The sequence below is a fragment of the Pluralibacter gergoviae ATCC 33028 = NBRC 105706 genome (genome assembly GCF_001598855.1).
Lineage (GTDB): Bacteria > Pseudomonadota > Gammaproteobacteria > Enterobacterales > Enterobacteriaceae > Pluralibacter > Pluralibacter gergoviae.
In genome coordinates this window covers 61,537-87,719 of the sequence record NZ_BCZS01000006.1, presented here as the reverse complement: position 1 = coordinate 87,719, position 26,183 = coordinate 61,537, and the positions used below count along the sequence as shown (strand labels likewise).

Below are 26,183 nucleotides of genomic sequence, written 5' to 3'. Positions count from 1 at the left end.
CGCGCTAATTGTAGGCGTGCAGGGTTCGCTGACAGAGGGCCGAGCGGACGCAATCGTCGCTGGTAAAGCGCACGATGCCGACCATCTCATCCTCCTCAAAACGTGCGAGCGCATCGCTGAGCCCGGACTGTACGCCGCGGGGCAGGTCGCACTGAGTGATGTCGCCGTTAACGATGACCGTCACGTTTTCCCCGAGGCGGGTGAGGAACATTTTCATTTGCGCTGCGGTCACGTTCTGGGCCTCGTCCAGAATCACCACCGCATTTTCAAAGGTGCGTCCGCGCATATAGGCGAACGGCGCGATTTCGACTTTCCCAATCTCCGGGCGCAGACAGTACTGCATAAAAGAGGCCCCCAGCCTTCTGACCAGCACGTCATAGACCGGTCTGAAATAGGGCGCGAACTTTTCGGAGATGTCGCCGGGCAGGAAGCCGAGATCTTCATCGGCCTGCAGGACCGGACGGGTGACGATGATTCTGTCCACATCCTTATGGATCAGCGCCTCAGCCGCTTTTGCCGCGCTAATCCAGGTCTTACCGCACCCGGCTTCGCCCGTGGCAAAAATCAGCTGTTTACTCTCGATAGCATTCAGGTAGTGCGCCTGAGCCTCATTGCGCGCTGCGATTGGCGAGGTATCGCGGCTGTCCCGCGCCATGCCAATGGCTTCCACGCCGCTCATCTGCACAAGCGAGGTGACCGACTCTTCTTCGCGCTGTTTATAGCTGCGCGAATCCCGTCTCAGCACACGTTTTGCTTCACGACGCGCTTTGATCACTGCTTTCTGTCTTCCCATTGATAGCACCTTGAGTTGTTGGTCAACATGATGCGCGCCGGCCACGGCACGCTGATGAACACTAACGCCTGAGGTTTGGCTTCCTTGTAAGCCATTGCTTGCCTGTCGAAATGATGCGAAGACGCGACGATGCCCGACGCGTATCACATCGTAGAGAGAATCATCTGCTGTGGAAATGGAAAGGGGAAATTGAGCGGTGGGGATATCGCTGCCGGAGGTGGGACCTCCGCGCCGGGTCGTGCGGTTGTGTTTACGTTTTTGTCCAGTACAGGACCCTACCATCCGCGATCTCCTAAGTGAGCTATCACTGCCGGGAACTGCCGCTCATGTATTAAGTACATCAAAAATTATCATTAATGCAACATTATTTTTACTTGAATAATATTTTCCCGCAAGAATGGTGCGGGGGCAGATTACGCATCCAATATTACATAACGATTTCAACAGACTACCAATATTAAAAATTAATGACGCCCCGCCCGTGCGGGCGGGGCGCTGCTCAGGCCTCCAGCAGCGGCTGCCCGAGATAGTGCTTGTCATCAGGCACGCCGGGCAGCACGAAGAAGTAGCCGCCGCCGATGGGCTTGATGTACTCCTCCAGCGCCTCGCCGTTGAGACGCTTCTGCACCGTCAGAAACCCCTTCTCCAGATCGTGCTGATAGCAGACAAACAGCAGGCCCATATCGAGCTGGCCCGAGTTGCTGACCCCCAGCGAGTAGCTGTAGCCCCGGCGCATCATCAGGTTGGCCTCGGTTTCCGGCGTGCGCGGGTTCGCCAGCCGGATGTGGCTGTCGAGGGCAATCACCTCGCCGTCGGGATCGCGGGTATAGTCCGGCACGTCGTGCTCATGCTGCATCCCCAGCGGCGCGCCGGAGAGCTTCTCGCGGCCAAAGATGGTCTGCTGCTCCTTGAGTGGCGTGCGGTCCCAGAACTCCACCCGGAACTGAATGATGCGCGCGGCCTGATAGGTGCCGCCAACCGCCCACGCCGGTTCGCCCTGCTCTTTCGTCACCCAGATTATCTTGTCCATCAGCGCCGCGTTGCTGCTGTCGGGGTTCGCCGTGCCGTCCCTGAAGCCCAGCAGGTTGATCGGCGTCTCCTTGCCTCTGCTGCGGGCCGCGTGGTTGGAGATAAACCCTTCCCGCTTCCAGCGCACGCTGAGCAGATCGGGCGAGTGCTTAATAATGTCCCGCAGGGCGTGGATCACCGTATCCTGGGTGTTGGCGCAGATCTGCAGCAGCAGATCGCCGTGGCACAGGTCGGCGTCCAGGGCGTCGTTGGGGAAGCGCGTCATCCGCTGCAGCTTTTTCGGCATCTGCGCCGCCAGGCCAAAGCGTGCGTCAAACAGCGAGTGCCCGAGCGAAACGGTTACCGTCAGATTGTCCGGGGCGATAAATTCGCCGAGAATGCCGGAGTCAATCGGCGGCAGGCGCGGATTGGGCGTGTCGGGGATCGGACCGCCGCTGGTCAGAAAGCGGATGCGATCGGTGAGCAGGCGAAACAGCCGCTCAAGATCGGCTTTATCTGCGGCCAGTACGTCGAAAGCCACGATCATCATTGCCGCCTGCTGGGGCGTCAGTACCCCGGCCTGATGGAGGCCGTGAAAGGGCTGCTTCTCCATCCGCGCATCCGGAGAGAGGGTTCCCGGCGCGCTCTGCGCCGGTGCGCCGTGGGCCACCGGACAGCCGCCGGTGAGCGCCAGGGCGCCGCCGAGGGCGCCCATACTTTTCAGCAGCCGTCGGCGGGCGGGTTCCGCCGCCTCGGGCCTTTTATTCTCTGCCATTGCCTTAGTCCAGTCCGAGGATCCCGCGCAGCTGGGCCAGATCTTCCGCCAGCGTAGTGATCGGCCCTTTCAGCGCCTTGCGATCGCCGTCGGTCAGCTTGTCGTACGTTTCGTAACCCTCTTTGGTCTTGTATTTAGCCAGGATGGTATCGACTTTCTTAAAGTTGGCATCGACTTTCGCCAGCAGGGCGGCGTTGTCCTTCTGCAGCTGCGGACGCAGCAGATTGACGATTTTCTGCGCGCCGTCGACGTTGGCCTGGAAATCCCACAGGTCGGTGTGGCTGTAGCGGTCTTCTTCACCGCTGATCTTGCTGGAGGCCACTTCTTCAATCAGGTCAGCGGCGCCGCCCACCACTTTTGACGGCGGGAAGGCCAGCTCGCCGATGCGCTTCTGCAGCTCCTGCACGTCGGCGTTCAGCCGGGTGGCGTACTTATCCATCCCTTGGGTGGTATTGTCGCCGAACAGCGCCTTCTCCAGGCGGTGGAAACCGGTGAATTTCGGATCTTCCGCTTTCTTCTCGTAGTCGTCTTCGCGGGCGTCGATACTGCCGTCGAGATCGGAGAACAGCTCGGCAATCGGCTCGATGCGCTCGTAGTGCCGGCGGGTCGGCGCGTACAGCGCTTTGGCTTTCTCAATGTCGCCGGCCTTCACCGCGTCGGTAAAGGCCTGAGTGCCTTTCACCAGCTCGGCGGTTTCTGCCATCACGTAGGCCTTATACTGAGTAATCGCCTCCCCCAGCGCCAGTACGGCGTCGGCTTTGGCGGCGTCCGCCGTGGCTTCGCCCTTCACCGTCAGCTTGCCTTTCGGGTTGGTCAGCAGGCCGCAGGTCATCTCATACTCGCCCGGCTGCAGGTTGGCGGTCAGCTTCTGGGTAAAACCGGGGGCGATGTTTTCCCGCTCCTCCACGACCATCACGCCCTTGAGGATCTCCCACTCCAGCGCCTTCTGGCTGTGGTTCTGGATGATGAACTGCGTTTTACCGGCGTTGACCGTAAGGTTCATCGGTTCGCACTGCTTGTCGGTCACCGTCACCTTGACCTGCGGAACGTCGGCGGCGTGGGCGTATGAGGCGGAAGCAAACAGCGCGGCGAGGCTAAGCGTAAGCGCACTACGGTGGAAGTTAATCATTATGACGCATCCTTTGTATAAGTATGTTGTAACTATAAAGGCATCAGGGCGCGCTGCGGGACGCTGCCGCCCCGGCGCGCGGCGGCAGCGCGAACAGCACCAGCGCCGGAATAAGGTACAGCAGCCACACCGCCACTTCGCTGACCGTCGGGCTCTCCTGATAGCCGAAGATCCCCTCCAGCAGCGTGCCGAACAGCGTGTGGGTCGATAGCGTATTGCTGAAGTCAAAGGCCACCTGCTGGAAGGCGTTCCACAGGCCGGCCTCGTGGAAGGCGCGAATGGCCCCGGCGGCGAGGCCCGCGGCCACCAGCAGAATGAACAGGCTGGTCCACTTAAAGAAGGCGCCGAGATTGAGCTTTACGCCGCCCCAGTAGATCATGAAACCGAGCACCACCGCCGTCGCCAGCCCGAGCATCGCCCCCAGCGGCGGCCAGATGCCGAGATCCTGCTGGAAGGCCGCCAGCAGGAAGAAGACCGACTCCAGCCCCTCGCGGGCCACCGCGAAGAACACCATCAGCACCAGCGCCCAGCCCTGGCCGCCGCTTTTCTGCAGCGCCCCTTCGACCGCCTCCTCCAGCTGCTGCCTGACGTTGCGCGACACTTTGCGCATCCAGAACACCATCCAGGTGAGGATAATCACCGCAATTACCGCCACGATGCCCTCGAACAGCTCCTGCTGCTTCTGCGGAAATTCGCCGGTGGTTTCGTTGATAAAAATGCCGAGGCCGAGGCAGAGACCGGCGGCAAGGAAAACGCCAATCCACATCGCGCCAAGCCAGCGCCCGCGCCCGGTGCGCTTCAGGTAGCTGGCAATCAGGCTGACGATCAGCGCCGCCTCAAGCCCCTCGCGGAGCATAATCAGAAAAGGAACAAACATAGCCGACACCTTCAGCGTGTTCTGCAGTCAACGGACGCAAAGTTATGTAAATAGCACTGATAGCGATTATCATTACGGCAAAAAGAAACACAAGTAAAATGTGTGGCTAATGATAAACGGCAGCGCAATAAGGTGCGGCCATTGACCGCTGGCGCCGTTCGCGGCGGCGATGGCTGCGGGAAAGAAAAAAGCCCGCTGGCGCGGGCTTCATGTACATCAGGCGAAGAGATTACTCTGCCTGCAGGCGCGACGGCGGCGCCGAATGATAGTGGGCATCAGCCTCGGCAAAGCGCTTCTGCATAGAGGCAGACGGGGCTTTATCCAGCAGGCTGAAGACCACGATACCGATGCTGCCGAAGATAAAGCCCGGAATGATTTCGTACAGGCCCAGCCAGCCGAACTGTTTCCACACCAGCACGGTGACCGCGCCGATGACCATCCCGGCCAGGGCGCCGTTGCGGGTCATCCGCGACCACATGACCGAGAACAGGACCACCGGACCAAACGCCGCGCCGAAGCCGGCCCAGGCGTAGCTCACCAGGCCCAGTACGCGGTTTTCCGGGTTGGCGGCCATCAGAATGGCGATCAGCGCCACCAGCAGCACCATAAAGCGGCCGACCCACACCAGCTCTTTCTGCCCGGCGTTCTTACGCAGGAAGGCTTTATACAAGTCTTCGGTAATGGCGCTGGAGCAGACCAGCAATTGGCAGCTCAGTGTGGACATCACCGCCGCCAGAATGGCCGACAGCAGAATACCGGCGATCCACGGGTTGAACAGGATCTGCGTCAGCTCAATAAAGACGCGCTCGGCGTTCTGGTTAACCGCCCCGGCCTGCGACGGGTTCTCCTGAAAGTAGGCGATGCCGAAGAAGCCCACCGCCACGGTGCCGGCGAGGCAGAGGATCATCCACGTAATACTGATGCGGCGCGCCTGGGTCAGGCTATGGTGCGAATCAGCGGCCATAAAGCGCGCCAGGATATGCGGCTGGCCGAAGTAGCCCAGGCCCCAGCCCATCAGGGAGATGATGGCGACGAAGTTCAGGCCCTTAAGCATATCAATGTTCTCGATGCTCTTTTGCTTGATAACTTCCAGCGAATCGCCGAAGCCGCCGACGGTAATGATAACGATAACCGGCGTCAGGATCAGGGCGAAGATCATCAGGCTGGCCTGCACGGTGTCGGTCCAGCTCACCGCGAGGAAGCCGCCGATGAAGGTATAGAGAATGGTTGCCGCAGCCCCGGCCCACAGCGCCGTTTCATAGCTCATGCCGAAGGTGCTTTCAAACAGGCGCGCGCCCGCCACGATGCCGGAGGCGCAGTAGATAGTAAAGAACAGCAGAATAACCACCGCCGAGATAATGCGCAGAATGCGGCTCTTATCTTCAAAGCGGCTGGTGAAGTAGTCCGGCAGGGTCAGGGCGTTGTTGTTCGCCTCGGTGTGCACGCGCAGGCGCCCGGCCACCAGCTTCCAGTTGATCCACGCCCCGAGAGTCAGGCCGATGGCGATCCAGCTTTCCGAGATCCCGGAAATAAAGATAGCGCCCGGCAGGCCCATCAGCAGCCAGCCGCTCATATCGGAAGCGCCCGCTGAGAGTGCGGTAACGAACGGGCCCAGGCTGCGCCCGCCCAGAATGTAGTCATCAAAGTTGCGCGTAGAGCGCCATGCGATAAAGCCTATCAGTAGCATGGCAAAAATATACACGCAGAAGGTCACCAACATCGGTGTGCTAACGGCCATCAAAGTCTCTCCAGAGTCGTTCTATTAGTTCATTACCGGAACGGGGTAATGAGGTGCCTGGTATCGGCGGACAGCTATCCTGCCGTATGCCAAATCTATTCACAAACGATTTAACACCTCATTCACACATATTACACCCCATAAACCAGAGCATTTTCCTATAGGTTGCACTCGCTCACATTTTTACCGGTTGCACCTGCCAAAAGTGTTATATGGCGCATGAATACTGGAAACTTTGGTAAATATCAGCACCGCTTTTATTGTTAAAGCTCTTTAACAAGCAATCGTTTTGTATGATTGCTGGCGAGGTCACACTTAACAAGGTTGCACAAAGTTGCAACATAGCGGATAGTCCTTAGCGTCCAGATAAGCAACAGCAGAACAACAGGAGCAAGACATGGGGACAACCACCATGGGCGTTAAGCTTGACGACGCCACCCGGGAACGGATTAAGAGCGCCGCCACGCGCATCGACCGCACGCCGCACTGGCTGATCAAGCAGGCCATTTTTAACTATCTTGAAAAGCTCGAAAACGACGAAACGCTGCCGGAGATCCCGGCCCTGCTGGCGGGTGCCGCCAACGAGAGCGAAGAAGGCGCCCTGCCGACGGAAGAGCCGCACCAGCCGTTCCTCGACTTCGCCGAACAGATTTTGCCGCAGTCGGTAACCCGCTCGGCGATCACCGCCGCCTGGCGCCGTCCGGAAACGGACGCCGTGCCGATGCTGCTGGAGCAGGCCCGCCTGCCGCAGCCGATGGCCGATCAAGCGCACAAGCTGGCCTACCAGCTGGCGGAAAAGCTGCGCAACCAGAAGAACGCCTCCGGCCGCGCCGGGATGGTGCAGAGCCTGCTGCAGGAGTTCTCCCTCTCCTCCCAGGAGGGCGTGGCCCTGATGTGCCTGGCGGAAGCGCTGCTACGCATTCCCGATAAGGGCACCCGCGATGCGCTGATCCGCGATAAGATCAGCAACGGCAACTGGCAGTCGCACATCGGCCGCAGCCCGTCGCTGTTCGTTAACGCCGCCACCTGGGGCCTGCTGTTCACCGGCCGCCTGGTCTCGACCCATAATGAAGCTAATCTCTCGCGCTCCCTGAACCGCATCATCGGCAAGAGCGGCGAGCCGCTGATCCGCAAAGGCGTGGATATGGCGATGCGCCTGATGGGCGAGCAGTTCGTCACCGGCGAAACCATCGCCGAAGCGCTGGCTAACGCCCGCAAGCTGGAGGAAAAAGGCTTCCGCTACTCCTACGATATGCTGGGCGAAGCGGCGCTGACCGCCGCCGACGCGCAGGCCTATATGGTCTCCTACCAGCAGGCGATCCACGCCATCGGCAAAGCGTCCAACGGCCGCGGCATTTATGAAGGGCCGGGGATCTCGATTAAGCTCTCCGCCCTGCACCCGCGCTACAGCCGCGCCCAGTACGATCGGGTGATGGACGAGCTCTATCCGCGCCTGAAGTCCCTCACTCTGCTGGCCCGCTCCTACGATATCGGCATCAATATTGACGCCGAAGAGGCGGACCGGCTGGAGATCTCCCTCGATCTGCTGGAAAAACTCTGCTTCGAGCCGGAGCTGGCGGGCTGGAACGGCATCGGCTTCGTGATCCAGGCCTACCAGAAGCGCTGCCCGTTCGTCATTGACTATCTGGTGGATCTGGCGGGCCGCAGCCGCCGCCGCCTGATGATCCGCCTGGTGAAGGGCGCCTACTGGGACAGCGAAATCAAACGCGCCCAGATGGATGGCCTGGAAGGCTATCCGGTCTACACCCGCAAGGTTTATACCGACGTCTCCTACCTCGCCTGCGCTAAAAAGCTGCTGGCGGCGCCGAACCTGATTTATCCGCAGTTCGCTACCCACAACGCCCACACCCTGGCGGCGATTTACCAGCTGGCCGGGCAGAACTACTATCCGGGCCAGTACGAGTTCCAGTGCCTGCACGGCATGGGCGAACCGCTGTATGACCAGGTGGTCGGCAAAGTTTCCGACGGCAAGCTCAACCGCCCCTGCCGTATCTACGCCCCGGTGGGCACCCACGAAACCCTGCTCGCCTATCTGGTGCGCCGCCTGCTGGAGAACGGGGCCAACACCTCCTTCGTTAACCGCATCGCCGACACCAGCCTGCCGCTGGACGAACTGGTGGCCGATCCGGTGTGCGCCGTGGAAGAGCTGGCGCGCCAGGAGGGCCAGCCCGGCCTGCCGCATCCGAAGATCCCGCTGCCGCGCGAGCTGTACGGCAGCGGCCGCGTCAACTCCGCCGGTCTGGACCTGGCCAACGAACACCGCCTGGCCTCCCTCTCCTCCTCCCTGCTGACCAACGCCCAGCAGCAGTGGCGCGCGAAGCCGGTGCTGGAGCAGCCGGTGGACGACGGTGAAATGGCGCCGGTAGTTAACCCGGCGGAGCCGAAAGATATCGTCGGCTACGTGCGCGACGCGACGGAGAACGAAGTAGAGCAGGCGCTGGAGAACGCGGTTAACAGCGCGCCTATCTGGTTCGCCACCCCGCCGCAGGAGCGCGCCGCTATTCTTGAGCGCGCCGCGATGCTGATGGAAGATCAGATGCAGCAGCTGATGGGCATTCTGGTGCGCGAGGCGGGGAAAACCTTCGCCAACGCCATCGCCGAGGTGCGCGAGGCGGTGGACTTCCTCCACTACTACGCCGGCCAGGTGCGCGACGACTTCGATAACGAAACCCACCGCCCGCTCGGCCCGGTGGTGTGCATCAGCCCGTGGAACTTCCCGCTGGCGATCTTCACCGGCCAGATTGCCGCCGCCCTTGCCGCCGGCAACAGCGTGCTGGCGAAGCCCGCCGAGCAGACGCCGCTGATCGCCGCCCAGGGCATTAACATCCTGCTGGAGGCGGGCGTGCCGCCGGGCGTGGTTCAGCTCCTGCCGGGCCGCGGCGAAACCGTCGGCGCGCAGCTGACCGGCGACGACCGGGTGCGCGGCGTGATGTTCACCGGCTCCACCGAGGTGGCCAGCCTGCTGCAGCGCAATATCGCCAGCCGCCTCGATCCGCAGGGCCGCCCGACGCCGCTGATCGCCGAAACCGGCGGCATGAACGCGATGATCGTCGACTCCTCGGCGCTGACCGAGCAGGTGGTGGTTGACGTGGTGGCCTCGGCCTTCGACAGCGCCGGACAGCGCTGCTCCGCCCTGCGCGTGCTCTGCCTGCAGGACGACGTTGCCGACCATACGCTAAAAATGCTCAAAGGGGCGATGGCCGAATGCCGGATGGGCAACCCGGGCCGGATGACTACCGATATCGGCCCGGTGATCGACGCCGAGGCGAAGCAGAATATCGAGCGCCACATTCAGGCCCTGCGCGGCAAAGGCCGCAGCGTGTTCCAGGCAGTGCGCGAGAACAGCGAGGATCGCCGCGAGTGGGCCCAGGGCACCTTCGTGCCGCCGACGCTGATCGAGCTTGAGAGCTTCGACGAGTTGGAGAAAGAGGTGTTTGGTCCGGTACTGCACGTGGTGCGCTACAACCGCAACAAGCTGGGCGCGCTGGTAGAGCAGATCAACGCCTCCGGCTACGGCCTGACGCTTGGGGTGCACACCCGCATCGATGAGACCATCGCCCAGGTCACCGGCAGCGCCCACGTCGGCAACCTGTACGTTAACCGCAACATGGTTGGCGCCGTGGTCGGCGTGCAGCCGTTCGGCGGCGAAGGCCTCTCCGGCACCGGCCCGAAAGCGGGCGGTCCGATGTACCTCTACCGCCTGCTGGCCAGCCGTCCGGAAGACGCGCTGCTCACCACGCTCAATCGCCAGGATGCCCACTATCCGGTGGACAGCCAGCTTAAGAGCGTGCTGGAGCAGCCGCTGACCGCCCTGCGCGCCTGGGCCATCAAGCGCCCTGCGCTGCAGGCGCTGTGCGATCGCTACGGCGAACTGGCTCAGGCCGGCACCCAGCGCGTGCTGCCGGGTCCGACCGGGGAGCGCAACACCTGGACGCTGGTGCCGCGCGAGCGGGTGCTGTGCCTCGCCGATAACGAAGAGGACGCGCTGATCCAGCTGGCGGCGTCGACCGCCGCGGGCTGCGAGGTGCTGTGGCCGGAAGACGGGCTGCAGCGCGGCCTGGCGAAACAGCTGCCGACGGCGGTCAGCGAGCGCATTCGCTTCGCCGGACGCGAGCAGATCGTCGGCGCGCAGTTCGACGCGGTTATCTACCACGGCGACTCCGACCAGCTGCGCGAACTGTGCCAGCAGGTGGCGGCCCGCGACGGAGCGATTGTTTCAGTGCAGGGCTTTGCCCGCGGCGAGACCAATCTGCTGCTGGAGCGCCTCTACCACGAGCGTTCGCTGAGCGTGAACACCGCGGCGGCGGGCGGCAACGCCAGCCTGATGACAATCGGCTAAGGCTGTGGTTAATTAAGGCTCCGGAAACGGAGCCTTAATTTTTGCCCTGTGTGCAGCCCTTTGCCGGGCGGCGCTTCGCTTGCACCGGCCTACGCATTTGCTCCGTAGGCTGGTAAGCGCAGCGCCACCGGACGCCTGGCCAGTTAATGCACCTGTGAGAAGGCTCCGGAAACGGAGCCTTTTTTATGTCCGCAACGCGAAGGAGAAGAGTGATGAGAGGAATCATATTAACGGTCGGTCTGCTGCTGAGCGCCGGCGCGCTGGCTGAGGATTGCGGGAATGCAGCCACGCAGTTGGCAATGAACGAGTGCGCCGCCGGAGAGTACCAGGCCGCCGATAAAAAGCTTAATGACACCTACGCGACCGTGCTGCAGCGGGCGACCGGTGAGACCAAAGCGCGGGTGAAAACCGCTCAGCAGAAGTGGATTGCCCTGCGCGACGCCGACTGCGCCCTGGTCGCCTCCGGCACCGAAGGCGGCAGCGTCCAGCCGATGATCCGCAGCCAGTGCCTGACGGAGAAAACCGTCGAGCGCACCGCCTGGCTGGAGTCGCTGCTCAACTGCGAAGAGGGCGACCTGAGCTGCCCTCTGCCGCCCGCCGGCTAACGCAGGCGGATGCCTTCGATGATCATCCGCTGGACGTTATCGACGGTCTCCTGAAAGAACGCCACGTCCTGCAGCGTTTTGCCGGTCACCGCTTCCACCTGGGTGGCAAAGTCGGCGTAGTGCTGGGTGGCGGCCCAGATCATAAAGATCAGGTGGTGGGGGTCAACCTCCGCCAGCCGCCCCGCCTCGACCCAGCCGGTGATGATCGCCGACTTCTCGGCCACCAGCTGCTTTAAGTCACCGGTCAGTTCGGCCATCAGCAGCGGCGCGCCCTGCAGCATCTCCAGGCAGAACAGCCGCGAAGCTTCGGGATGATCCCTGGAGACCTCAAGCTTGAGGCGAATATATTCGCGGATCGCCACCAGCGGGGCGAAGTCTTCGCGAAAGGCGCGCAGCGGCGTCAGCCAGATGTCGAGGATATTGCGCATTACCGCGACGTAGAGCGCCTCCTTCGACGGATAGTAGTACAGCAGATTGGTTTTCGATACGCCCGCCAGGTCAGCGACCTGCTCAATCCGGCTGCCGTGAATGCCGTACTGCGAAAACGTCTTCAGCGCGGCATTCAGAATGGCCTCTTTCTTGGCGTTGACCGCCAGGGTGCGCTTGCCGGTTTTTCTCGTGGCTGCCTGTGCCATGCGACCTCTCCTTCATTTATCGTCCAAATCATAGCAAAAGCCCGCCGCCTTCACACCCCGCGCACCGCTTTGGCACAGCGCTGCCTGTTTTTTGTGCACGCAATTTGACCGTTTAGTCCACTTTTTCGGTGCTTTTTACGTAACTCATAATTAACCATTTAATAACATTGGCAATTTTAAAACTGGCACTCATCTTGCTGAACTCCTGCTGCGAGGCGGAGAGGAGATGCAGGAGGCAGCGCCGCGCCCGGTTCCCGACTTCAGAGAGGTGTTCATGATGAAAATTGGTGTATTCGTGCCCATTGGCAACAACGGCTGGCTTATCTCCACCCACGCGCCGCAGTACATGCCAACGTTTGAACTGAATAAGGCCATCGTACAGAAGGCGGAGCACTACCACTTCGACTTTGCGCTGTCGATGATCAAACTGCGCGGCTTCGGCGGCAAGACCGAATTCTGGGACCACAATATGGAGTCCTTCACCCTGATGGCGGGCCTTGCCGCCGTGACCTCAAAAATTGAGATCTACGCCACCGCCGCCACCCTGACCCTGCCGCCCGCCATCGTGGCGCGCATGGCTTCGACAATTGACTCCATCTCCGGCGGCCGCTTCGGCGTCAATCTGGTGACCGGCTGGCAGAAGCCGGAGTACGAGCAGATGGGCCTCTGGCCGGGGGACGACTACTTCTCCCGCCGCTATGACTACCTCACCGAGTACGTGCAGGTGCTGCGCGATCTGTGGGGCACCGGCAAAAGCGACTTCAAGGGCGACTTCTTCACCATGAACGATTGCCGGGTCAGCCCGCAGCCTTCGCGGCCGATGAAGGTGATCTGCGCCGGGCAGAGCGACGCTGGCATGGCCTTTTCGGCGCAGCACGCCGACTACAACTTCTGCTTTGGCAAAGGCGTCAATACCCCCGCCGCCTTTGCGCCCACCGCTGCGCGGATGAAAGCGGCGGCGGACAAAACCGGCCGTCACGTCGGTTCCTACGTGCTGTTTATGGTCATCGCCGATGAGACCGACGAGGCGGCCCGCGCCAAATGGGAGCACTACAAGGCCGGCGCCGACGATGAGGCGCTGGCCTGGCTCACCGAGCAAAGCCAGAAGGATACCCGCTCCGGCAGCGACACCAACGTACGCCAGATGGCGGACCCCACCTCGGCGGTGAATATCAATATGGGCACCCTGGTGGGGTCTTACGCCAGCGTCGCGAAGATGCTCGACGAGGTGGCCGCCGTCCCCGGCGCCGAAGGCGTGCTGCTGACCTTTGACGATTTCCTCGCCGGGATCGAAACCTTCGGCGAGCGTATTCAGCCCCTGATGCGCTGCCGCGCCCATTTACCCGCCCTGACCGAGAAGGAGGTCGCCTGATGTTAACCCTGCCCGCACGACCGGAAGCCATTGACTTCAGCCCGGCGCAGAGCGCGCTAATCGTCGTTGATATGCAAAATGCCTATGCCAGCGAGGGGGGCTATCTCGATCTCGCCGGGTTTGACGTCTCGGCCACGCGCCCGGTGATCGAGCGCATCAACGTCGCGGTGAAGGCCGCCCGCGATGCCGGAATGACCATTATCTGGTTCCAGAACGGCTGGGATCCGCAGTACGTTGAGGCAGGCGGCCCCGGCTCGCCGAACTACCACAAGTCCAACGCGCTGAAAACCATGCGCAGGCGCCCGGAGCTTGCGGGCACGCTGCTGGCGAAGGGCGGCTGGGATTATCAGCTGGTGGACGCGCTTAAGCCGCAGCCCGGCGATATCGTGCTGCCGAAACCGCGCTACAGCGGCTTCTTCAATACGCCGCTGGACAGCATATTGCGCAGCCGCGGCATCCGCCACCTGGTGTTTACCGGCATTGCCACCAACGTCTGCGTCGAATCCACCCTGCGGGACGGCTTCTTCCTCGAATACTTCGGCATCGTGCTGGAGGACGCCACCCATCAGGCGGGCCCGGCCTTCGCCCAGCAGGCGGCGCTGTTCAATATCGAAACGTTTTTTGGCTGGGTCAGCGACGTTGATACCTTCTGCCAGACCCTTAGCGCGACCGCCGCTCATCAGGAGAAACAGTATGCCTAAGCAGGTGATTATTCCGGCGGGAACGTCAACGCCTATTGCCCCTTTCGTGCCCGGTACCCTGGCCGACGGCGTGGTGTACGTCTCCGGTACGCTGCCCTTCGACAGCGACAATAACGTGGTTTATCCCGGCGACCCAAAGGCGCAAACCCGCCACGTGCTGGAGACTATCCGGCGCGTTATCGAAACGGCGGGCGGCACGATGGCGGACGTGACTTTCAACAGCATCTTTATCACCGACTGGAAAAACTACGCCGCGATTAACGAGGTCTACGCCGAATTTTTTCCCGGCGATAAGCCCGCGCGCTTCTGCATCCAGTGCGGTCTGGTAAAGCCCGAGGCGCTGGTGGAGATAGCCACCGTGGCCCACGTCGGTAAGCCGGCATGAGCGGGCTGCAAAAACACCCGGCGCCATATGCCGGGGCGCCGGTCGTGGTGATGGTTTCCGGCCTGGGCGGCACCGGCGGCTACTGGCTGCCGCAGCTGGCCGTCCTTAAGACGCGCTATCAGGTGCTGTTCTGGGACCAGCGCGGTACCGGCAGCAACCCGGCGACGCTTGCGGACGACTACAGCATGGCGATGATGGCCCGCGAGCTGCGCGACGCCCTGGCGCAGGCGGGCTTCGGCCGCGTCGCGATTATCGGCCACGCGCTGGGGGCGCTGATCGGCCTGCAGATGGCCCTCGATTTTCCCGAAGCCGTCAGCGGCCTGGTACTGGTCAACGGCTGGCTGAGCCTCAGCCCGCACACCCGCCGCTGCTTCGCGGTGCGCGAGCGCCTGCTGGCGGCGGGCGGCGCCGAGGCCTGGGTCGAAGCGCAGCCGCTGTTTCTCTATCCCGCCGACTGGATGGCGGAGCAGATGCCGCGCCTGGAGGCCGAAGAGGCGCTGGGCCTTAGTCACTTTCAGGGCGAGCATAACCTGCGCCGCCGGCTGGCGGCGCTGAAGGGCGCGGACTTTACGACGCGGGCGCAGGCGCTGGCCTGTCCGGCGCTGGTTATCGCCGCCCGCGACGACCTGCTGGTGCCCTCCGCCTGCTCGACCACGCTTCACCGCGCCCTGCCGGACAGCACGCTGGCGGTGATGGCGAGCGGCGGCCACGCCTGCAACGTTACGGAACCTGACATCTTTAACGCGCTGCTGCTGGACGGCATGACGGCGCATCTGTTTGCTGAAAAGGAGAGTGTATGAGTGAGGCGATTTCCGCTGCCGCATTGGAAACCCTTTTTACCGGCGCGAGAACCCACAGCGGCTGGCTGGACAAGCCGGTGAGCGACGAAACCCTGCGCGCGCTGTACGATCTGCTGAAGATGGGGCCGACATCCGCCAACTGCAGCCCGGCGCGCTTTGTCTTTATCCGCTCGGCGGAGGGTAAAGCGCGGCTGCGCCCGGCGCTCTCCAGCGGCAATCTGCAAAAGACCCTGACCGCGCCGGTAACCGCCATCGTCGCCTGGGATCCGCAGTTTTACGATCGGCTGCCGACGCTGTTTCCCCACGGTGACGCCCGCAGCTGGTTCACCTCCAGCTCGCAGCTCGCCCAGGAAACCGCCTTTCGCAACAGCAGCCTGCAGGCGGCGTACCTGATCTTCGCCTGCCGCTCGCTGGGGCTCGATACCGGCCCAATGTCCGGCTTCGACCAGGAGCAGGTGGACGCGGCGTTTTTTGCCGACAGCGGCTGGCGCAGCAACCTGCTTATCAATATCGGCTACGGCGACCCGCAGGCGCTCTATCCCCGCCTGCCCCGCCTCGACCTCAACGACGCCTGCCGGCTGGCATAAGGAGCGCAGATGACCCATGCGGATAAACAGCAGTTTCGCGACGCCATGGCCTGCGTCAGTTCGGCGGTCAGCGTCGTCACCACCGCCGGGCCCGCCGGACGGGCGGGCTTTACCGCCAGCGCGGTGTGCAGCGTCACCGACGCGCCGCCGACTCTGCTGGTGTGCCTTAACCGCAGCGCCTCGGTCTGGCCGGTGTTCAGCCAGCACCAGAGCCTGTGCGTCAATACCCTGGCCGCCGGGCAGGAACCGCTCTCCAATCTGTTCGGCGGCAAAACGGCGATGGATGACCGCTTCGCCGTCGGCCGCTGGCAGACCGGGGCCACCGGCTGCCCGCGGCTGGAGGAGGCGCTGGTCAGCTTCGACTGCCGCATAAGCCAGGTGGTCAGCGTCGGCACCCACGACATTCTGTTTTGTGAAGTGGTGGCCATCGCCCGCCAGGCCGAGCCGCAGGGGCTGGTGTGGTTCGATCGCCGCTATCACGCCCTGCTGCGTCCAGCCTGTTAACCTTGTAAGGAGTCGCCTATGGCCCGCTTTGACTTTCCCCGCTGGCAGTTGACCCGCAGCAGTATCGTCGCGCCCGATGAGCGCCTGCCCGCCGGGCAGACGCTGGTGATGGGCATCCAGCACGCGGTGGCAATGTTCGGCGCCACGGTGCTGATGCCGCTGCTGATGGGGCTCGATCCCAATCTGTCGGTGCTGATGTCCGGCATCGGCACCCTGCTGTTCTTCCTGGTGACCGGCGGCCGGGTGCCGAGCTATCTCGGCTCCAGCGCGGCGTTTGTCGGCGTGGTGATCGCCGTGACCGGCTTCGGCGGCCAGGGGCTGAACCCGCACCTCAGCGTCGCCCTCGGCGGCATTATCGCCTGCGGCCTGGTCTACACCCTGATAGGGCTGGTGGTGATGAAGCTCGGCACCCGCTGGATAGAGCGGCTGATGCCGCCGGCGGTCACCGGCGCGGTGGTGATGGCCATCGGGCTGAATCTGGCGCCTATCGCTATTCGCAGCGTCTCCGCGACGCCGTTCGAGGGCTGGATGGCGGTGCTGACCGTGCTGTGCATCGGCCTGGTGGCGGTATTTACCCGCGGCATGATCCAGCGCCTGCTGATCCTGATGGGCCTGATCGCCGCCTGCCTGCTCTACGCGGTGCTGACCAACGTACTGGGGCTCGGCAAGCCGATTGATTTCAGCCTGCTCGACCAGGCGGCGTGGTTCGGCCTGCCGCAGATGACCTCGCCGACCTTCAGCGGCCAGGCGGTGATGCTGATCGCGCCGGTGGCGGTGATCCTGGTCGCCGAAAACCTCGGTCACCTGAAGGCCGTCGCCGGGATGACCGGGCGCAACATGGATCCGTACATTGGCCGCGCCTTCGTCGGCGACGGGCTGGCGACCATGCTTTCCGGCTCGGTCGGCGGCAGCGGCGTGACGACCTACGCGGAGAATATCGGCGTAATGGCGGTGACCAAAGTCTATTCGACGCTGGTGTTTGCCGCCGCCGCCGGGATAGCTATCCTGCTCGGCTTTTCACCGAAGTTCGGCGCGCTGATCCACACCATTCCCGGCCCGGTTATCGGCGGGGCGTCCATCGTGGTGTTCGGGCTGATTGCGGTGGCGGGCGCCAGAGTGTGGGTGCAGCACCGGGTGGATCTCAGCCACAACGGCAACCTGATTATGGTCGCCGTGACGCTGGTGCTGGGCGCCGGTGATTTCGCCCTGCACCTGGGCGGCTTCACCCTCGGCGGTATCGGCACGGCGACCTTCGGCGCGATCCTGCTCAACGCGCTGCTTAACCGGCGCACCGCAGAGATTACGCTGGCGGATGTTCAGACGCCGCCGGGCGCGTAGGCCGGGTAAGCGCAGCGCCACCCGGCGGAGAGTGACGCAAAGGCCGGGCGCTTCGCCTGCGCGGGGCTACGAAGATCGTTCATACGGCGCCGCGCGCGGCGCCTTTTTACGCTTTAGCTTCAGCTCGCTCACCAGCACGCCCGCCACGATAAGCATAGCGCCGAGCAGCGCCAGGCCCGGCAGCCGCTCGCCGGCGATGCGGCCAAAAACGCCCGCCCACACCGGCTCCCCGGTGTAGATAACCGTCGCCCGGGTCGGCGAGATGCTGCGCTGGGCCCAGTTCATGGTGAGCTGGATAATGGCGCTGAAGACGCCCAGGCCAACGGCAACGGTGAGCAGACCCGGCGTAAAGACAGGAACGCTTTCGCCCGCGGGCCCCATTAGCGTAAAGGCAATCAGCGAGGCGGTCCCAAGCTGCACCACCGTCACCCGACGCACGTCCACGTTACCGGCCCAGGCACCGATCAGAATGATCTCCGCCGCCGTGGCCAGCGCCGCCGCCAGGGTCAGCAGTTCGCCGGTGCCGGGCGTCAGCGTATTGCCCTGCGGCCCGGCGAGCAGGATCAGGCCGCCAAAGGCCAGCGCAATGCCTATCCACGACATCAGCCCCGGCAGCCGCCGCAGACAGACCCACTGCAGCAGCGGCACCAGCGGCACGTACATGGCGGTGATAAAGGCCGATTTGCTGCTGGAGATAGACTGCAGTCCCCAGGTCTGCAGACTGTAGCCCAGTGCGATAGAGACGCCTATCGCGACGCCCGCCCTGAATTCCGCCAGGGTCAGCCCGGCCATCTTTCGCCACGACAGCAGGCCGAGCGCCAGGGTGGCGGTGGCGAAGCGCAGCCCGACGAAGAACAGCGGGCCGCTCATGGTGACCGCATACTGTACGGCGAGGAAAGTGCCGCCCCAGAACAGGGTTATCAGGATCAGCAGCGCTTCCTGAGGCTTAACGGCAAGGGAGTAACGTGAAAATAAAGACATAGCACCGCCAGAGTGAATAAGCCCACAAGTGTGCAGGCTCAGCGCGGCGCTGACAAGCGCAAACGAAGGCCGCCGGAGAACCGGCGGCCGGGGCTGCGGAGGGGCGGCTAGCCGCTGCGGCTGCCGTGGCTGTTCTTGCCGCCCTTTTTACCCGCTTCTGAGGCGCGCTGAGGATCGTTTTTAAAGTTTCCTCCGCTCATCTTCCCGCCTTTACGACCTGCTTCTGATGCTCTTGTGCGATCTTCGGCAAAATTGCCGGTACCGCCGCGATGGTTTGCCATTACGGACCTCCCGTTATCAGGACATCATGCTGCATTACGTGAACTGCGCCGCCGCGCGGCGGCAGGCGCAGACTTTAAGAATAGCGGCTGCGGGCGCCGGGGCGGGCGGCGCGTTACATCCTGCAACAGGGTTGGGGCACGCGGCGGCGCTGCGTTTGCCTGCCGGTCATAAGGCGTTCTTATCGCATGTGAAAACAGCAGTGATAAAGTGTGTCATTTTGCAACGCTTAGCCGCTGCAGGGAGGGGTCAGGTGCCCTTCCGGCTCCGGCACGCGGGTCTCGCGGCGGCACCCCTGCTTGCCAGGCGTTATTTCACCGTTCGGTTGACCTTCACCGAGTCCTGGCTAACACTGTGTGAAGCGGTTTTTAAAACATAGTGTTAAAAGGAGACAGAACTATGAGTGCGACAACAAAAGTCCTGGTGCTTTATTATTCCATGTACGGACACATCGAGACGATGGCCCGCGCGGTTGCCGAAGGCGCCGAAAAAGTGGACAACGTCGAAGTCACCATCAAGCGCGTGCCGGAAACCATGAACGCGGAGCGCTTCGCCGAAGTCGGCGGTAAGGCGCAAAATGCGGAAGTCGCGACCCCACAGGAGCTGGCGAACTACGACGCCATTATTTTCGGCACGCCGACCCGCTTCGGTAACATGGCCGGCCAGATGCGCACCTTCCTCGACCAGACCGGCGGCCTGTGGGCATCCGGCGCGCTGTACGGCAAAATAGCCAGCGTCTTCAGCTCCACCGGCACCGGCGGCGGCCAGGAGCAGACCATCACCTCCACCTGGACCACCCTCGCCCACCACGGGATGGTCATCGTGCCGATCGGCTACGCGGCGCAGGAGCTGTTTGACACCACCCAGGTCCGCGGCGGTACGCCTTACGGCGCCACCACCATTGCCGGCGGCGACGGCTCGCGCCAGCCGAGCCCGGAAGAGCTCTCCATTGCCCGCTATCAGGGCGAATACGTGGCAGGCCTTGCGGCTAAGCTTAAAGGTTAATACGTTACCGGAGGCGCGTTATGTCGACACAAGAATCCAAAGCCCATCGCGTCGGCGAATGGGCAAGCCTGCGCAATACCTCGCCGGAGATCGCCGAGGCCATTTTTGAAGTGGCAGACTTCGACGAGAAACTTGCCGAGCAGATTTGGGAAGAAGGCAGCGATGAAGTGCTGAGCCTGGCCTTCAGCAAAACCGATAAAGACGCCCTCTTCTGGGGTGAACAAACCATCGAGCGTAAAAACGTCTGATACCACGCCCCCGCAGCCAGCGGGGGCGTTTTCCCGCTATTTTGCCGCCGTATTCATCACCGCATTAAACTTATCAATCGGGCAGAAGCCGTTGCTGTCGGTCGGGCAGCCCTTAAGCTCCAGAGTTACCCGCTGCGGGGGCGCATCGAGCGTCAGGGGCGCGGCGTCGCGCAGCTGCTTCGTGCTCTGGTAGACATACTCGATCTTCATCAGATCGCGGTTGCCGCCGCCGTCCCGCCAGCGCTCGAAGACAATTTTGCCGCCGATCGGCGTGCGCTCATACTGATCGTGCAGCCGGTAGGGTTTGAAATCGAGCGCCATCAGCAGGGAGGCAATGTTGGAGTCGTGCCCAACCAGCAGGGTAATTTTCGGCGCCTTCGCCTGTTCGGTGACCAGCGCGTTATCAATATACTTCACCAGCGGCGCGGCCACGTTGCGCGCCACCTCCGGCGAGGTGAACAGGCTATCCTGATAGCCGTTTTTCAGCTTGGACAGCACCCGCCACTGCCGATCGGTCTTAATGCCGCCCCAGGCAACCTGGTCAGGCGCGAAGCCTTCGTAATATTGCAGGGTAAATGCGTCCACCAGCGAGTTGCCCACCTTCAGCGGGCCGGACACGCCGGGCTCTTTCTGATAGTCCGCGCTGAAGCTGTCCTTTGCCTCGCTCAGGGAACAGATTTTCTTCTCTTTGCAGGCCGGCGAGGCCCGGTAGTCAACCAGCTCCTCCAGCAGACGATAGCTGTCGCCAAGATGCAGCTTCGCCCGCCCGGCGGCCATCGCGCTGACCGCCGCCCGGCTGAAGGCGGCGGAGTTATCGGTCACCACCGGATTAAAGGTCGGGTCCATGGTGCCCATCTCCGGCTGATGATGAACCGGAACATCGCAGCCCGGAAAGGCGCCGGTAATAAAGTACTGAGCGGTGGCAACCGTACGCTGCAGGCTGTTGGCGTAGGCGTAGACGCTGTCCGCCGGCGGACACTCGCCGGTGGTGACCATCCCCTGCTGCGCCAGCCATTCGCGCATATAGTGACCCATATAGACTTCCAGCACGCCGCCTTTAGTGGTCAGCTGTCCGCCCGGCACATCCCACTGCGGCCAGGCGCGGGGCGTTGACTGTTCAAGAACGCTGCCGTTATTGGCCAGCGGCGCCCGCAGGTTGTGGCGGCTCATGATAAGTACCTGTTCCAGGGTATAGCCGTCCGGGGCCGTTTGCGCCGAGGCGCCCGCGCACAGTGCACTCAAAATAACCGCCGCTATCGCTGCTCTTTTCATCCTTTGTCCTCATCGTTTTTCGTCCTGATAGTGTGACAGATCCTGCGTCATATACCGGGCGCCATCGCGCAATATGATAAACTGAGCCGCACACAGTGAGTATGAGCAGAGAGCAGACGCAATGAAACCCGGGATTGAGTACACTTTTCACCATATCGGCATTCCGCTCGACGATGATAAAACGACGGGCAGCTACAGCGAAAAGGCGGGGATGTATACGGAGGATAATCCGGGCAAGTTTCGTATCCAGTGGCACCGCTTCACGCCGGACTCGCCGCTGCACCCGCTGCTGAAAACGGTGCCCCACGTGGCGCTCAAGGTCAGCGATCTCAAGGCCGCCATTGAAGGTGAAGAGGTGATTCTCGGGCCGTATGAACCTATTGACGGCTATTTCGTCGCCGTCATCAACGACAGCGGCGCGCCGGTGGAGCTGATTGAAACAACGCTCAGCGATGAGGAGATTTGGGGGCGTGCAAGGCGGGGAGAGGGAAGCCTCTATCGTACAAAATAAAAAACCCCGTCAACAGCGGGGCCTCGTTTTCATCTTTGACATGCGCGCGTCAGATATCGTCCATGGTGTGGGCAACGACGATCTCCAGCGTGCGGCGGATGGCGTCGGCGGTCGTCGCATCATCGGTGGTTTCGAGCGTTTTAATCAACCACAAAATGAGCCCTTTATTGGTAATGTGGCCTTCGCTGGCCATGATACTGCCAATCGCCGCGGCAAGAATTGCGGATTCTTCGGCCAGCCTGTCGCCCGCAGTGCGGAAATGCTCGCCGAGTACGGTATCAGTCAGTGACGCGTAGATATCGGGATGGTGTTGAGTCATCTGTATCATTATTATTCGCCGTATAGAGGGTTATTGACCGCAGTGTCAGTGCATTTTCTTTCCACCGGCGTGCGACGCGCTGACGTCAAACCGGGGAAAACCATTTTTTCTGCTGCCGAAGTGGCTGTCTCTGTCAGCATTGCCTCCGCTCCCTACGGCAATGTCGCTGATTTCAGCAACGATGCTGGCCAGCGCCTGGCGGCGCAGCGGATCGCGCTCGCTGCTCTCCATCGCTCTGAGTGCTGTTAACAAGCTTTGGGTGGTGATCGGACCTTTTGATTTCAGTAAAAAAAGCACCGCCTCGCCAATAAGCTCATCATTCAGGTTTTCTCTTTCACTTTTATTCATAAGTGCATCTCTGATTACCGCATTGCTCATCATCCGGAGCCATTCGCCCTGAGGGCGTGCTCCATCCCTGATCTCCGCGTGGCCCTCCCTCAGGATGCTCCGCCGGCGTTACCGGCAGAAGAGCTTGGTTCTATCAGCGCTCGAAAAGCATTCCGAGAAGCTGATGGTAGTGATTCTCTTGTTCAGCATCGTGCGCCTTCTCAAGACGCCCCAGCAGTTTGGTGCAGAGCATCTTGCGGTTCAGCGTTTTGCCGTCCCTCAAAATCTCAACGACAATCTGCCCCAGCGTTTCCTGCTGTGAAGGCACGGCTTTCTCTGAAAAATAGAGGGCAATCGCGCCTGCTGTATCGGGAAAGTAACCATTCTGCCGCATTATCATCTCCTGGATGTACAGTAATTTCCGTGTCCTTAACTAATGTTATACAACCATAAAACACTTGCACAAAAATGTGTACAAGTTTTTCATATTAATTTGATCAAAAAGTGCTAACAACGGAGATACAATAATTTAATAAAGCGGTGAGGCATCAAAAACTGTACATCACAATAAACACTTATGCACAGAGTCGATACAAGCAGGTCTTAAAGCTGTCGAAATGAAATCAACATGTGAATTAATTGTTGTTTTATAGAGGTTTTTTTTACGCATTCTGCTATTGTTGTCGCTCATTCACCGAACCAGGTTTTATCATGCTTACTACCATCCTGTATCGCAGCCACATTTGCGAAGGCGTAACCTTACAAGCTGTCGAGGAGATGGTTGCCATGGCCAGCGCCAAAAACAGCGAAGCAGATGTCACCGGCATCCTGCTGTTTAACGGCAAACACTTCTTTCAGCTGCTTGAAGGACCGGAGGAAAACGTCAAGACGATTTACCGCCACATCTGTCAGGACGAAAGACATTACAACCTCGTAGAGCTGCTGTGCGATTATGCGCCGGCCCGCCGCTTCGGGAAAACAGGAATGGAACTCTTCGATCTGCGTGAATATGAACAGGATCACGTTCTGCAGACCGTACTTGATAAAGGAACCACCCGCTACCAGCTAAAATACGATGACCGCGCGCTGCAGTTCTTCCGCACTTTTGTCGAGGCAAGGGAAAAGGAGAATTACTTTGAAATTCCGCCTGCCGACAGCTGGGATTTTGTCCCGGACGAGGAAGTTCAGCCCGCGCCGCTGCAGGTTGAGAAGCCGTCGGGCGAGTTTAGCTTCGCTTTTCAGCCTATTGTCGATCCCCTTGCGCGCCAGGTGGTTTCCCTTGAGGCCCTGCTGAGAACGCAGGACGGCAGCGCGCCGCTGGACTATTTTGCTTCCCTTGCAGGCGATGCGCTCTATGAAGCCGATTTGCGCAGCAAACAGGCCGCCTTTGCCCTGGCCGGACGCCTCGGGCTGAAGGAGCAGACGCTGGCGATCAATCTTCGGCCGATGACGCTGGTGAAGATCCCGGGCGCAGTCAGCTTTCTGCTGGAGGAGATCGCGCGCAACGGCCTGGTGCCGGAGCAGGTAACCATCGAGTTCACCGAGAGCGAAGTCCTCTCCAGGCTGGAGGAGTTTACGCGCGCCATCCGTGACCTCAAGGCGGCGGGGATAAGCGTCGCCATCGAGCATTTCGGCGCCGGCTTTGCCGGGCTGCTGCTGCTGTCGCAGTTTCAGCCGGATAAGATCAAAATCAACCGCGCCCTGATTCAGGATGTCCACAAAAGCGGGCCGCGGCAGGCCATCATTCTGGCGATTATCAAATGCTGTACATCGCTTGAAATCGCCGTCACGGCCGTAGGCGTCGAGAAGGCCGAAGAGTGGATGTGGCTTGAGTCCGCGGGAATCAGCGCCTTCCAGGGCAATCTGTTCGCCGCGCCGCGCCCGGAAGGGGTGGCGGAAATCCTCTGGCCTGAGAAAAAGACGATTTTTTAACGTCCAGACCCGGCCTGCGCGCTCCCGCGCAGGCCCTATCTCCGCTTTTTGTATAGTATTTTCTCTTTATTATCCCCCTCTCACTTTTTAAACCGCAATAAAGCAGAGTTTATCAATACGATAAACGACCTTTGACATACCTCTATTCATTTGTACAATAAAAAAGGTATTGTACAAATTACGGAACGCAATAAACGTACATCCGGATGTACAGGCTTCAGAGAGAGGGAGTATGGCCTTTTACAGTATTGGTGATGTCGCCGAGCGATGCGGCATTAACCCGGTTACGCTTCGGGCGTGGCAGCGGCGCTATGGTCTGCTCAAGCCACAGCGCAGCGAGGGGGGACACCGCCAGTTTGATGAAGAGGATATTCAGCGTATTGAAGAGATCAAGCGCTGGATTAAAAACGGTATACCTGTCGGTAAGGTAAAAGCGCTGCTCGAGGGTAGCGAAAGCGTGGTCCTCGATCAGAGCTGGTCGACGATACAGGATTCACTGCTAACCGTACTGCGGCAGGTACGCTCCGCGGGGCTGCGCAGCAAAATCAAAGCGCTGGCGCGGGAAAATACGCCCGATGCGCTTATCGACAACGTATTTCTCCCGGTGCGCCAGCGGCTTAGCCTCGATCAGAACACCGCCCGGGCAATGTGCAGCCTGCTCGACGGCGTGCTGATTGAGTTTATCGCCACCTGCCTCGCCGCCGCCCGCAGAGAGCCGGGCAAAGAGGCGTTGCTGATCGGCTGGGAAACAGACGATCCCACCCGCCTGTGGCTTGAGGCATGGCGGCTTTCGCGCCAGGGCTGGCATATTGACGTACTGGCGGACCCTCTTGATGCCCCGCACCCGGAGTTTTTCCCCGGGCAGCAGATCATGCTATGGACCGGCAAAACCCCTACCCCGCATCAGCAGGAGCAGCTAAAGCACTGGCGGGAACAGGGTTATACGATTAACTTCCACAATAGTTGAGCGCGCCCTCCCCTATCGGGAGGCGCTCACCGCCACCGCGTGCTGACCGCATTCGTGTCTGCGGCGGTTCATCTCTCTTGTTACCGCAGCATCATTGAGCCACTGCTGCACGCCCAGCAGCTTTTTTAGCCCGTGCTGACGATGGGTGTAGATCGTTTTTCCCGCCAGGCCGGTGTGCAGAGACTGCGACTTAACCGACTGCCCCTGGAGTAGTGCAGGACAGCATTCAGCTCCCTGAAGGAGAGACCGTTAGCGCAGCAAAAACCCGGCCCGGCGTCCTCTCTTGCGGCAAACTCAATCAAGGGGTAATGGCCGTACGTCAGGCTCTGGCAGGGATCTGACGAACTGCCGAACCGCACATTGCGGAGCTTATTTTTGTTCCTCAGCAGTGAATGCAGGGTCCCGTATAACCAGCAGGCCGGTAGCCTGCTGAAAATAGTCACGTCGCTGCGCGCGGAGGAATGTTCGAGCCACAAAATGAGCTTTTTTAGCGACAGCAGGATAGTGCACAGGTCGCCCTGTAAAAATACTATCAGCTGCGTTTGCTCACCCTCGTCAATTATTTCCTGCTCCTCGCCACTTAATTCTTCAGTGGCATGCATAACCCTAATTGGGTATATTCCACGCTGACTCAATAAATTTGACATACCCACCCAGGTATAGCTGCAGGCGGAAATAATGGCATAATATTTATGCTGCCGTCCGCCGTCCTTCATGCCCCAGACCATATCACCT

At 61.2% G+C, this 26,183-nt stretch carries 27 protein-coding genes; 14 read left to right on the top strand and 13 right to left on the bottom strand.

Annotated features, from left to right (window positions below):
• Positions 1-4 precede the first annotated feature (4 nt).
• The 5 genes from phoH to putP all read right to left on the bottom strand — a co-directional run bounded on the left by phoH (position 5) and on the right by putP (position 6,320).
• Entirely contained in the window at positions 5-793 is a 789-nt protein-coding gene (phoH, locus tag ENGE1_RS08385) for a phosphate starvation-inducible protein PhoH (protein ID WP_043084614.1), read from the bottom strand.
• Positions 794-1,292: 499 nt separating this feature from the next.
• Positions 1,293-2,576 (bottom strand): iron uptake transporter deferrochelatase/peroxidase subunit, encoded by a 1,284-nt coding sequence (gene efeB, locus ENGE1_RS08380; RefSeq protein WP_048252441.1) that lies wholly within the window; start codon positions 2,574-2,576, stop codon positions 1,293-1,295.
• Positions 2,577-2,580: 4 nt separating this feature from the next.
• Positions 2,581-3,708, bottom strand: a complete 1,128-nt coding sequence (gene efeO, locus ENGE1_RS08375) for an iron uptake system protein EfeO (RefSeq protein ID WP_043086654.1) — start codon at positions 3,706-3,708, stop codon at positions 2,581-2,583.
• 40 nt (positions 3,709-3,748) lie between these two features.
• On the bottom strand, positions 3,749-4,582 hold the full coding sequence (gene efeU, locus ENGE1_RS08370) for an iron uptake transporter permease EfeU (RefSeq protein ID WP_043084617.1): 834 nt from the start codon (positions 4,580-4,582) through the stop codon (positions 3,749-3,751).
• A gap of 229 nt (positions 4,583-4,811) precedes the next feature.
• Positions 4,812-6,320, bottom strand: a complete 1,509-nt coding sequence (putP, locus tag ENGE1_RS08365; protein WP_071883404.1) for a sodium/proline symporter PutP — start codon at positions 6,318-6,320, stop codon at positions 4,812-4,814.
• A 397-nt stretch (positions 6,321-6,717) separates the two neighbouring features.
• Here putP and putA point away from each other — a divergent pair, with 397 nt between their 5' ends.
• Both putA and ENGE1_RS08355 read left to right on the top strand, forming a co-directional pair.
• Entirely contained in the window at positions 6,718-10,680 is a 3,963-nt protein-coding gene (gene putA / locus ENGE1_RS08360) for a trifunctional transcriptional regulator/proline dehydrogenase/L-glutamate gamma-semialdehyde dehydrogenase (protein WP_048252440.1), read from the top strand.
• Positions 10,681-10,892: 212 nt separating this feature from the next.
• Positions 10,893-11,285 (top strand): lysozyme inhibitor LprI family protein, encoded by a 393-nt coding sequence (locus ENGE1_RS08355; RefSeq protein WP_043084624.1) that lies wholly within the window; start codon positions 10,893-10,895, stop codon positions 11,283-11,285.
• Here the strand turns inward: ENGE1_RS08355 and rutR are convergent.
• Complete coding sequence (gene rutR / locus ENGE1_RS08350) at positions 11,282-11,920, bottom strand: HTH-type transcriptional regulator RutR (protein WP_048252439.1); 639 nt, start codon at positions 11,918-11,920, stop codon at positions 11,282-11,284. The two genes, ENGE1_RS08355 and rutR, sit on opposite strands and share 4 nt — an antisense overlap.
• Positions 11,921-12,197: 277 nt before the next feature.
• Between rutR and rutA the strand changes: the two genes are divergently transcribed.
• The 7 genes from rutA to rutG are packed head-to-tail and all read left to right on the top strand — an operon-like array spanning position 12,198 to position 17,607.
• Positions 12,198-13,292 carry a pyrimidine utilization protein A gene (gene rutA, locus ENGE1_RS08345; protein ID WP_043086655.1) on the top strand — a complete coding sequence of 365 codons (1,095 nt, stop codon included), beginning with the start codon at positions 12,198-12,200 and terminating at the stop codon, positions 13,290-13,292.
• Positions 13,292-13,993: a pyrimidine utilization protein B gene (gene rutB / locus ENGE1_RS08340; protein ID WP_045290795.1), complete on the top strand. Its 702-nt coding sequence runs from the start codon at positions 13,292-13,294 to the stop codon at positions 13,991-13,993. The genes rutA and rutB overlap by 1 nt, the downstream gene beginning before the upstream one ends.
• Positions 13,986-14,378 carry a pyrimidine utilization protein C gene (gene rutC, locus ENGE1_RS08335; protein WP_048252438.1) on the top strand — a complete coding sequence of 131 codons (393 nt, stop codon included), beginning with the start codon at positions 13,986-13,988 and terminating at the stop codon, positions 14,376-14,378. Before rutB ends, rutC begins: the two co-directional genes overlap by 8 nt.
• The gene (rutD, locus tag ENGE1_RS08330) at positions 14,375-15,178 is read left to right on the top strand and encodes a pyrimidine utilization protein D (RefSeq protein ID WP_048252437.1); all 804 of its coding nucleotides are present in this window, start codon (positions 14,375-14,377) and stop codon (positions 15,176-15,178) included. Before rutC ends, rutD begins: the two co-directional genes overlap by 4 nt.
• On the top strand, positions 15,175-15,765 hold the full coding sequence (locus tag ENGE1_RS08325; protein ID WP_048252436.1) for a malonic semialdehyde reductase: 591 nt from the start codon (positions 15,175-15,177) through the stop codon (positions 15,763-15,765). Before rutD ends, ENGE1_RS08325 begins: the two co-directional genes overlap by 4 nt.
• Positions 15,766-15,774: 9 nt before the next feature.
• Positions 15,775-16,269 carry an NADH-dependent FMN reductase RutF gene (gene rutF / locus ENGE1_RS08320; protein WP_043084635.1) on the top strand — a complete coding sequence of 165 codons (495 nt, stop codon included), beginning with the start codon at positions 15,775-15,777 and terminating at the stop codon, positions 16,267-16,269.
• A gap of 18 nt (positions 16,270-16,287) precedes the next feature.
• The gene (gene rutG, locus ENGE1_RS08315) at positions 16,288-17,607 is read left to right on the top strand and encodes a pyrimidine utilization transport protein G (RefSeq protein ID WP_048252435.1); all 1,320 of its coding nucleotides are present in this window, start codon (positions 16,288-16,290) and stop codon (positions 17,605-17,607) included.
• Positions 17,608-17,673: 66 nt separating this feature from the next.
• On the opposite strand, the gene ENGE1_RS08310 is transcribed toward rutG, so the two are convergent.
• Together ENGE1_RS08310 and ENGE1_RS08305 are read right to left on the bottom strand one after the other, a co-directional pair.
• Positions 17,674-18,588 carry a DMT family transporter gene (locus ENGE1_RS08310; RefSeq protein ID WP_048252434.1) on the bottom strand — a complete coding sequence of 305 codons (915 nt, stop codon included), beginning with the start codon at positions 18,586-18,588 and terminating at the stop codon, positions 17,674-17,676.
• A gap of 107 nt (positions 18,589-18,695) precedes the next feature.
• Positions 18,696-18,869: a con-10 family general stress protein gene (locus ENGE1_RS08305; protein ID WP_043084640.1), complete on the bottom strand. Its 174-nt coding sequence runs from the start codon at positions 18,867-18,869 to the stop codon at positions 18,696-18,698.
• 397 nt (positions 18,870-19,266) lie between these two features.
• On the opposite strand from ENGE1_RS08305, the gene wrbA reads away from it, so the two are divergent.
• Complete coding sequence (gene wrbA, locus ENGE1_RS08295) at positions 19,267-19,872, top strand: NAD(P)H:quinone oxidoreductase (RefSeq protein ID WP_045290805.1); 606 nt, start codon at positions 19,267-19,269, stop codon at positions 19,870-19,872.
• A gap of 20 nt (positions 19,873-19,892) precedes the next feature.
• Positions 19,893-20,120, top strand: a complete 228-nt coding sequence (locus tag ENGE1_RS08290; RefSeq protein ID WP_043084644.1) for a YccJ family protein — start codon at positions 19,893-19,895, stop codon at positions 20,118-20,120.
• Positions 20,121-20,156: 36 nt separating this feature from the next.
• On the opposite strand, the gene agp is transcribed toward ENGE1_RS08290, so the two are convergent.
• The gene (gene agp / locus ENGE1_RS08285) at positions 20,157-21,392 is read right to left on the bottom strand and encodes a bifunctional glucose-1-phosphatase/inositol phosphatase (protein WP_043084645.1); all 1,236 of its coding nucleotides are present in this window, start codon (positions 21,390-21,392) and stop codon (positions 20,157-20,159) included.
• Positions 21,393-21,513: 121 nt separating this feature from the next.
• Here agp and ENGE1_RS08280 point away from each other — a divergent pair, with 121 nt between their 5' ends.
• Entirely contained in the window at positions 21,514-21,903 is a 390-nt protein-coding gene (locus ENGE1_RS08280) for a VOC family protein (RefSeq protein WP_043084646.1), read from the top strand.
• A gap of 49 nt (positions 21,904-21,952) precedes the next feature.
• Here the strand turns inward: ENGE1_RS08280 and ENGE1_RS08275 are convergent, their stop codons facing one another.
• The 3 genes from ENGE1_RS08275 to ycgZ all read right to left on the bottom strand — a co-directional run bounded on the left by ENGE1_RS08275 (position 21,953) and on the right by ycgZ (position 22,943).
• On the bottom strand, positions 21,953-22,231 hold the full coding sequence (locus ENGE1_RS08275) for a biofilm development regulator YmgB/AriR family protein (protein WP_043084647.1): 279 nt from the start codon (positions 22,229-22,231) through the stop codon (positions 21,953-21,955).
• Between the two features lie 36 nt (positions 22,232-22,267).
• Positions 22,268-22,603 carry a hypothetical protein gene (locus tag ENGE1_RS08270; RefSeq protein ID WP_053075643.1) on the bottom strand — a complete coding sequence of 112 codons (336 nt, stop codon included), beginning with the start codon at positions 22,601-22,603 and terminating at the stop codon, positions 22,268-22,270.
• 100 nt (positions 22,604-22,703) lie between these two features.
• Positions 22,704-22,943, bottom strand: coding sequence for a regulatory protein YcgZ (gene ycgZ, locus ENGE1_RS08265; RefSeq protein ID WP_043084649.1), 240 nt, complete (start codon positions 22,941-22,943; stop codon positions 22,704-22,706).
• Between the two features lie 317 nt (positions 22,944-23,260).
• Between ycgZ and ENGE1_RS08260 the strand changes: the two genes are divergently transcribed.
• Entirely contained in the window at positions 23,261-24,481 is a 1,221-nt protein-coding gene (locus tag ENGE1_RS08260; RefSeq protein WP_045290811.1) for a diguanylate phosphodiesterase, read from the top strand.
• Between the two features lie 232 nt (positions 24,482-24,713).
• The gene (locus tag ENGE1_RS08255; protein ID WP_045290812.1) at positions 24,714-25,448 is read left to right on the top strand and encodes a MerR family transcriptional regulator; all 735 of its coding nucleotides are present in this window, start codon (positions 24,714-24,716) and stop codon (positions 25,446-25,448) included.
• Positions 25,449-25,573: 125 nt separating this feature from the next.
• Here ENGE1_RS08255 and ENGE1_RS08250 read toward each other — a convergent pair whose 3' ends face one another.
• Positions 25,574-26,176, bottom strand: a complete 603-nt coding sequence (locus tag ENGE1_RS08250; RefSeq protein ID WP_064360605.1) for a hypothetical protein — start codon at positions 26,174-26,176, stop codon at positions 25,574-25,576.
• Positions 26,177-26,183 lie beyond the last annotated feature (7 nt).

Coding starts and splice junctions, on each gene's coding strand:
- phoH (WP_043084614.1), bottom strand. CDS start 793: ATGGGAAGACAGAAAGCAGTGATCAAAGCGCGTCGTGAAGCAAAACGT.
- efeB (WP_048252441.1), bottom strand. CDS start 2,576: ATGGCAGAGAATAAAAGGCCCGAGGCGGCGGAACCCGCCCGCCGACGG.
- efeU (WP_043084617.1), bottom strand. CDS start 4,582: ATGTTTGTTCCTTTTCTGATTATGCTCCGCGAGGGGCTTGAGGCGGCG.
- putP (WP_071883404.1), bottom strand. CDS start 6,320: ATGGCCGTTAGCACACCGATGTTGGTGACCTTCTGCGTGTATATTTTT.
- putA (WP_048252440.1), top strand. CDS start 6,718: ATGGGGACAACCACCATGGGCGTTAAGCTTGACGACGCCACCCGGGAA.
- ENGE1_RS08355 (WP_043084624.1), top strand. CDS start 10,893: ATGAGAGGAATCATATTAACGGTCGGTCTGCTGCTGAGCGCCGGCGCG.
- rutR (WP_048252439.1), bottom strand. CDS start 11,920: ATGGCACAGGCAGCCACGAGAAAAACCGGCAAGCGCACCCTGGCGGTC.
- rutA (WP_043086655.1), top strand. CDS start 12,198: ATGAAAATTGGTGTATTCGTGCCCATTGGCAACAACGGCTGGCTTATC.
- rutB (WP_045290795.1), top strand. CDS start 13,292: ATGTTAACCCTGCCCGCACGACCGGAAGCCATTGACTTCAGCCCGGCG.
- rutC (WP_048252438.1), top strand. CDS start 13,986: ATGCCTAAGCAGGTGATTATTCCGGCGGGAACGTCAACGCCTATTGCC.
- rutD (WP_048252437.1), top strand. CDS start 14,375: ATGAGCGGGCTGCAAAAACACCCGGCGCCATATGCCGGGGCGCCGGTC.
- ENGE1_RS08325 (WP_048252436.1), top strand. CDS start 15,175: ATGAGTGAGGCGATTTCCGCTGCCGCATTGGAAACCCTTTTTACCGGC.
- rutF (WP_043084635.1), top strand. CDS start 15,775: ATGACCCATGCGGATAAACAGCAGTTTCGCGACGCCATGGCCTGCGTC.
- rutG (WP_048252435.1), top strand. CDS start 16,288: ATGGCCCGCTTTGACTTTCCCCGCTGGCAGTTGACCCGCAGCAGTATC.
- ENGE1_RS08310 (WP_048252434.1), bottom strand. CDS start 18,588: ATGTCTTTATTTTCACGTTACTCCCTTGCCGTTAAGCCTCAGGAAGCG.
- ENGE1_RS08305 (WP_043084640.1), bottom strand. CDS start 18,869: ATGGCAAACCATCGCGGCGGTACCGGCAATTTTGCCGAAGATCGCACA.
- wrbA (WP_045290805.1), top strand. CDS start 19,267: ATGAGTGCGACAACAAAAGTCCTGGTGCTTTATTATTCCATGTACGGA.
- ENGE1_RS08290 (WP_043084644.1), top strand. CDS start 19,893: ATGTCGACACAAGAATCCAAAGCCCATCGCGTCGGCGAATGGGCAAGC.
- agp (WP_043084645.1), bottom strand. CDS start 21,392: ATGAAAAGAGCAGCGATAGCGGCGGTTATTTTGAGTGCACTGTGCGCG.
- ENGE1_RS08280 (WP_043084646.1), top strand. CDS start 21,514: ATGAAACCCGGGATTGAGTACACTTTTCACCATATCGGCATTCCGCTC.
- ENGE1_RS08275 (WP_043084647.1), bottom strand. CDS start 22,231: ATGATACAGATGACTCAACACCATCCCGATATCTACGCGTCACTGACT.
- ENGE1_RS08270 (WP_053075643.1), bottom strand. CDS start 22,603: ATGATGAGCAATGCGGTAATCAGAGATGCACTTATGAATAAAAGTGAA.
- ycgZ (WP_043084649.1), bottom strand. CDS start 22,943: ATGCGGCAGAATGGTTACTTTCCCGATACAGCAGGCGCGATTGCCCTC.
- ENGE1_RS08260 (WP_045290811.1), top strand. CDS start 23,261: ATGCTTACTACCATCCTGTATCGCAGCCACATTTGCGAAGGCGTAACC.
- ENGE1_RS08255 (WP_045290812.1), top strand. CDS start 24,714: ATGGCCTTTTACAGTATTGGTGATGTCGCCGAGCGATGCGGCATTAAC.
- ENGE1_RS08250 (WP_064360605.1), bottom strand. CDS start 26,176: ATGGTCTGGGGCATGAAGGACGGCGGACGGCAGCATAAATATTATGCC.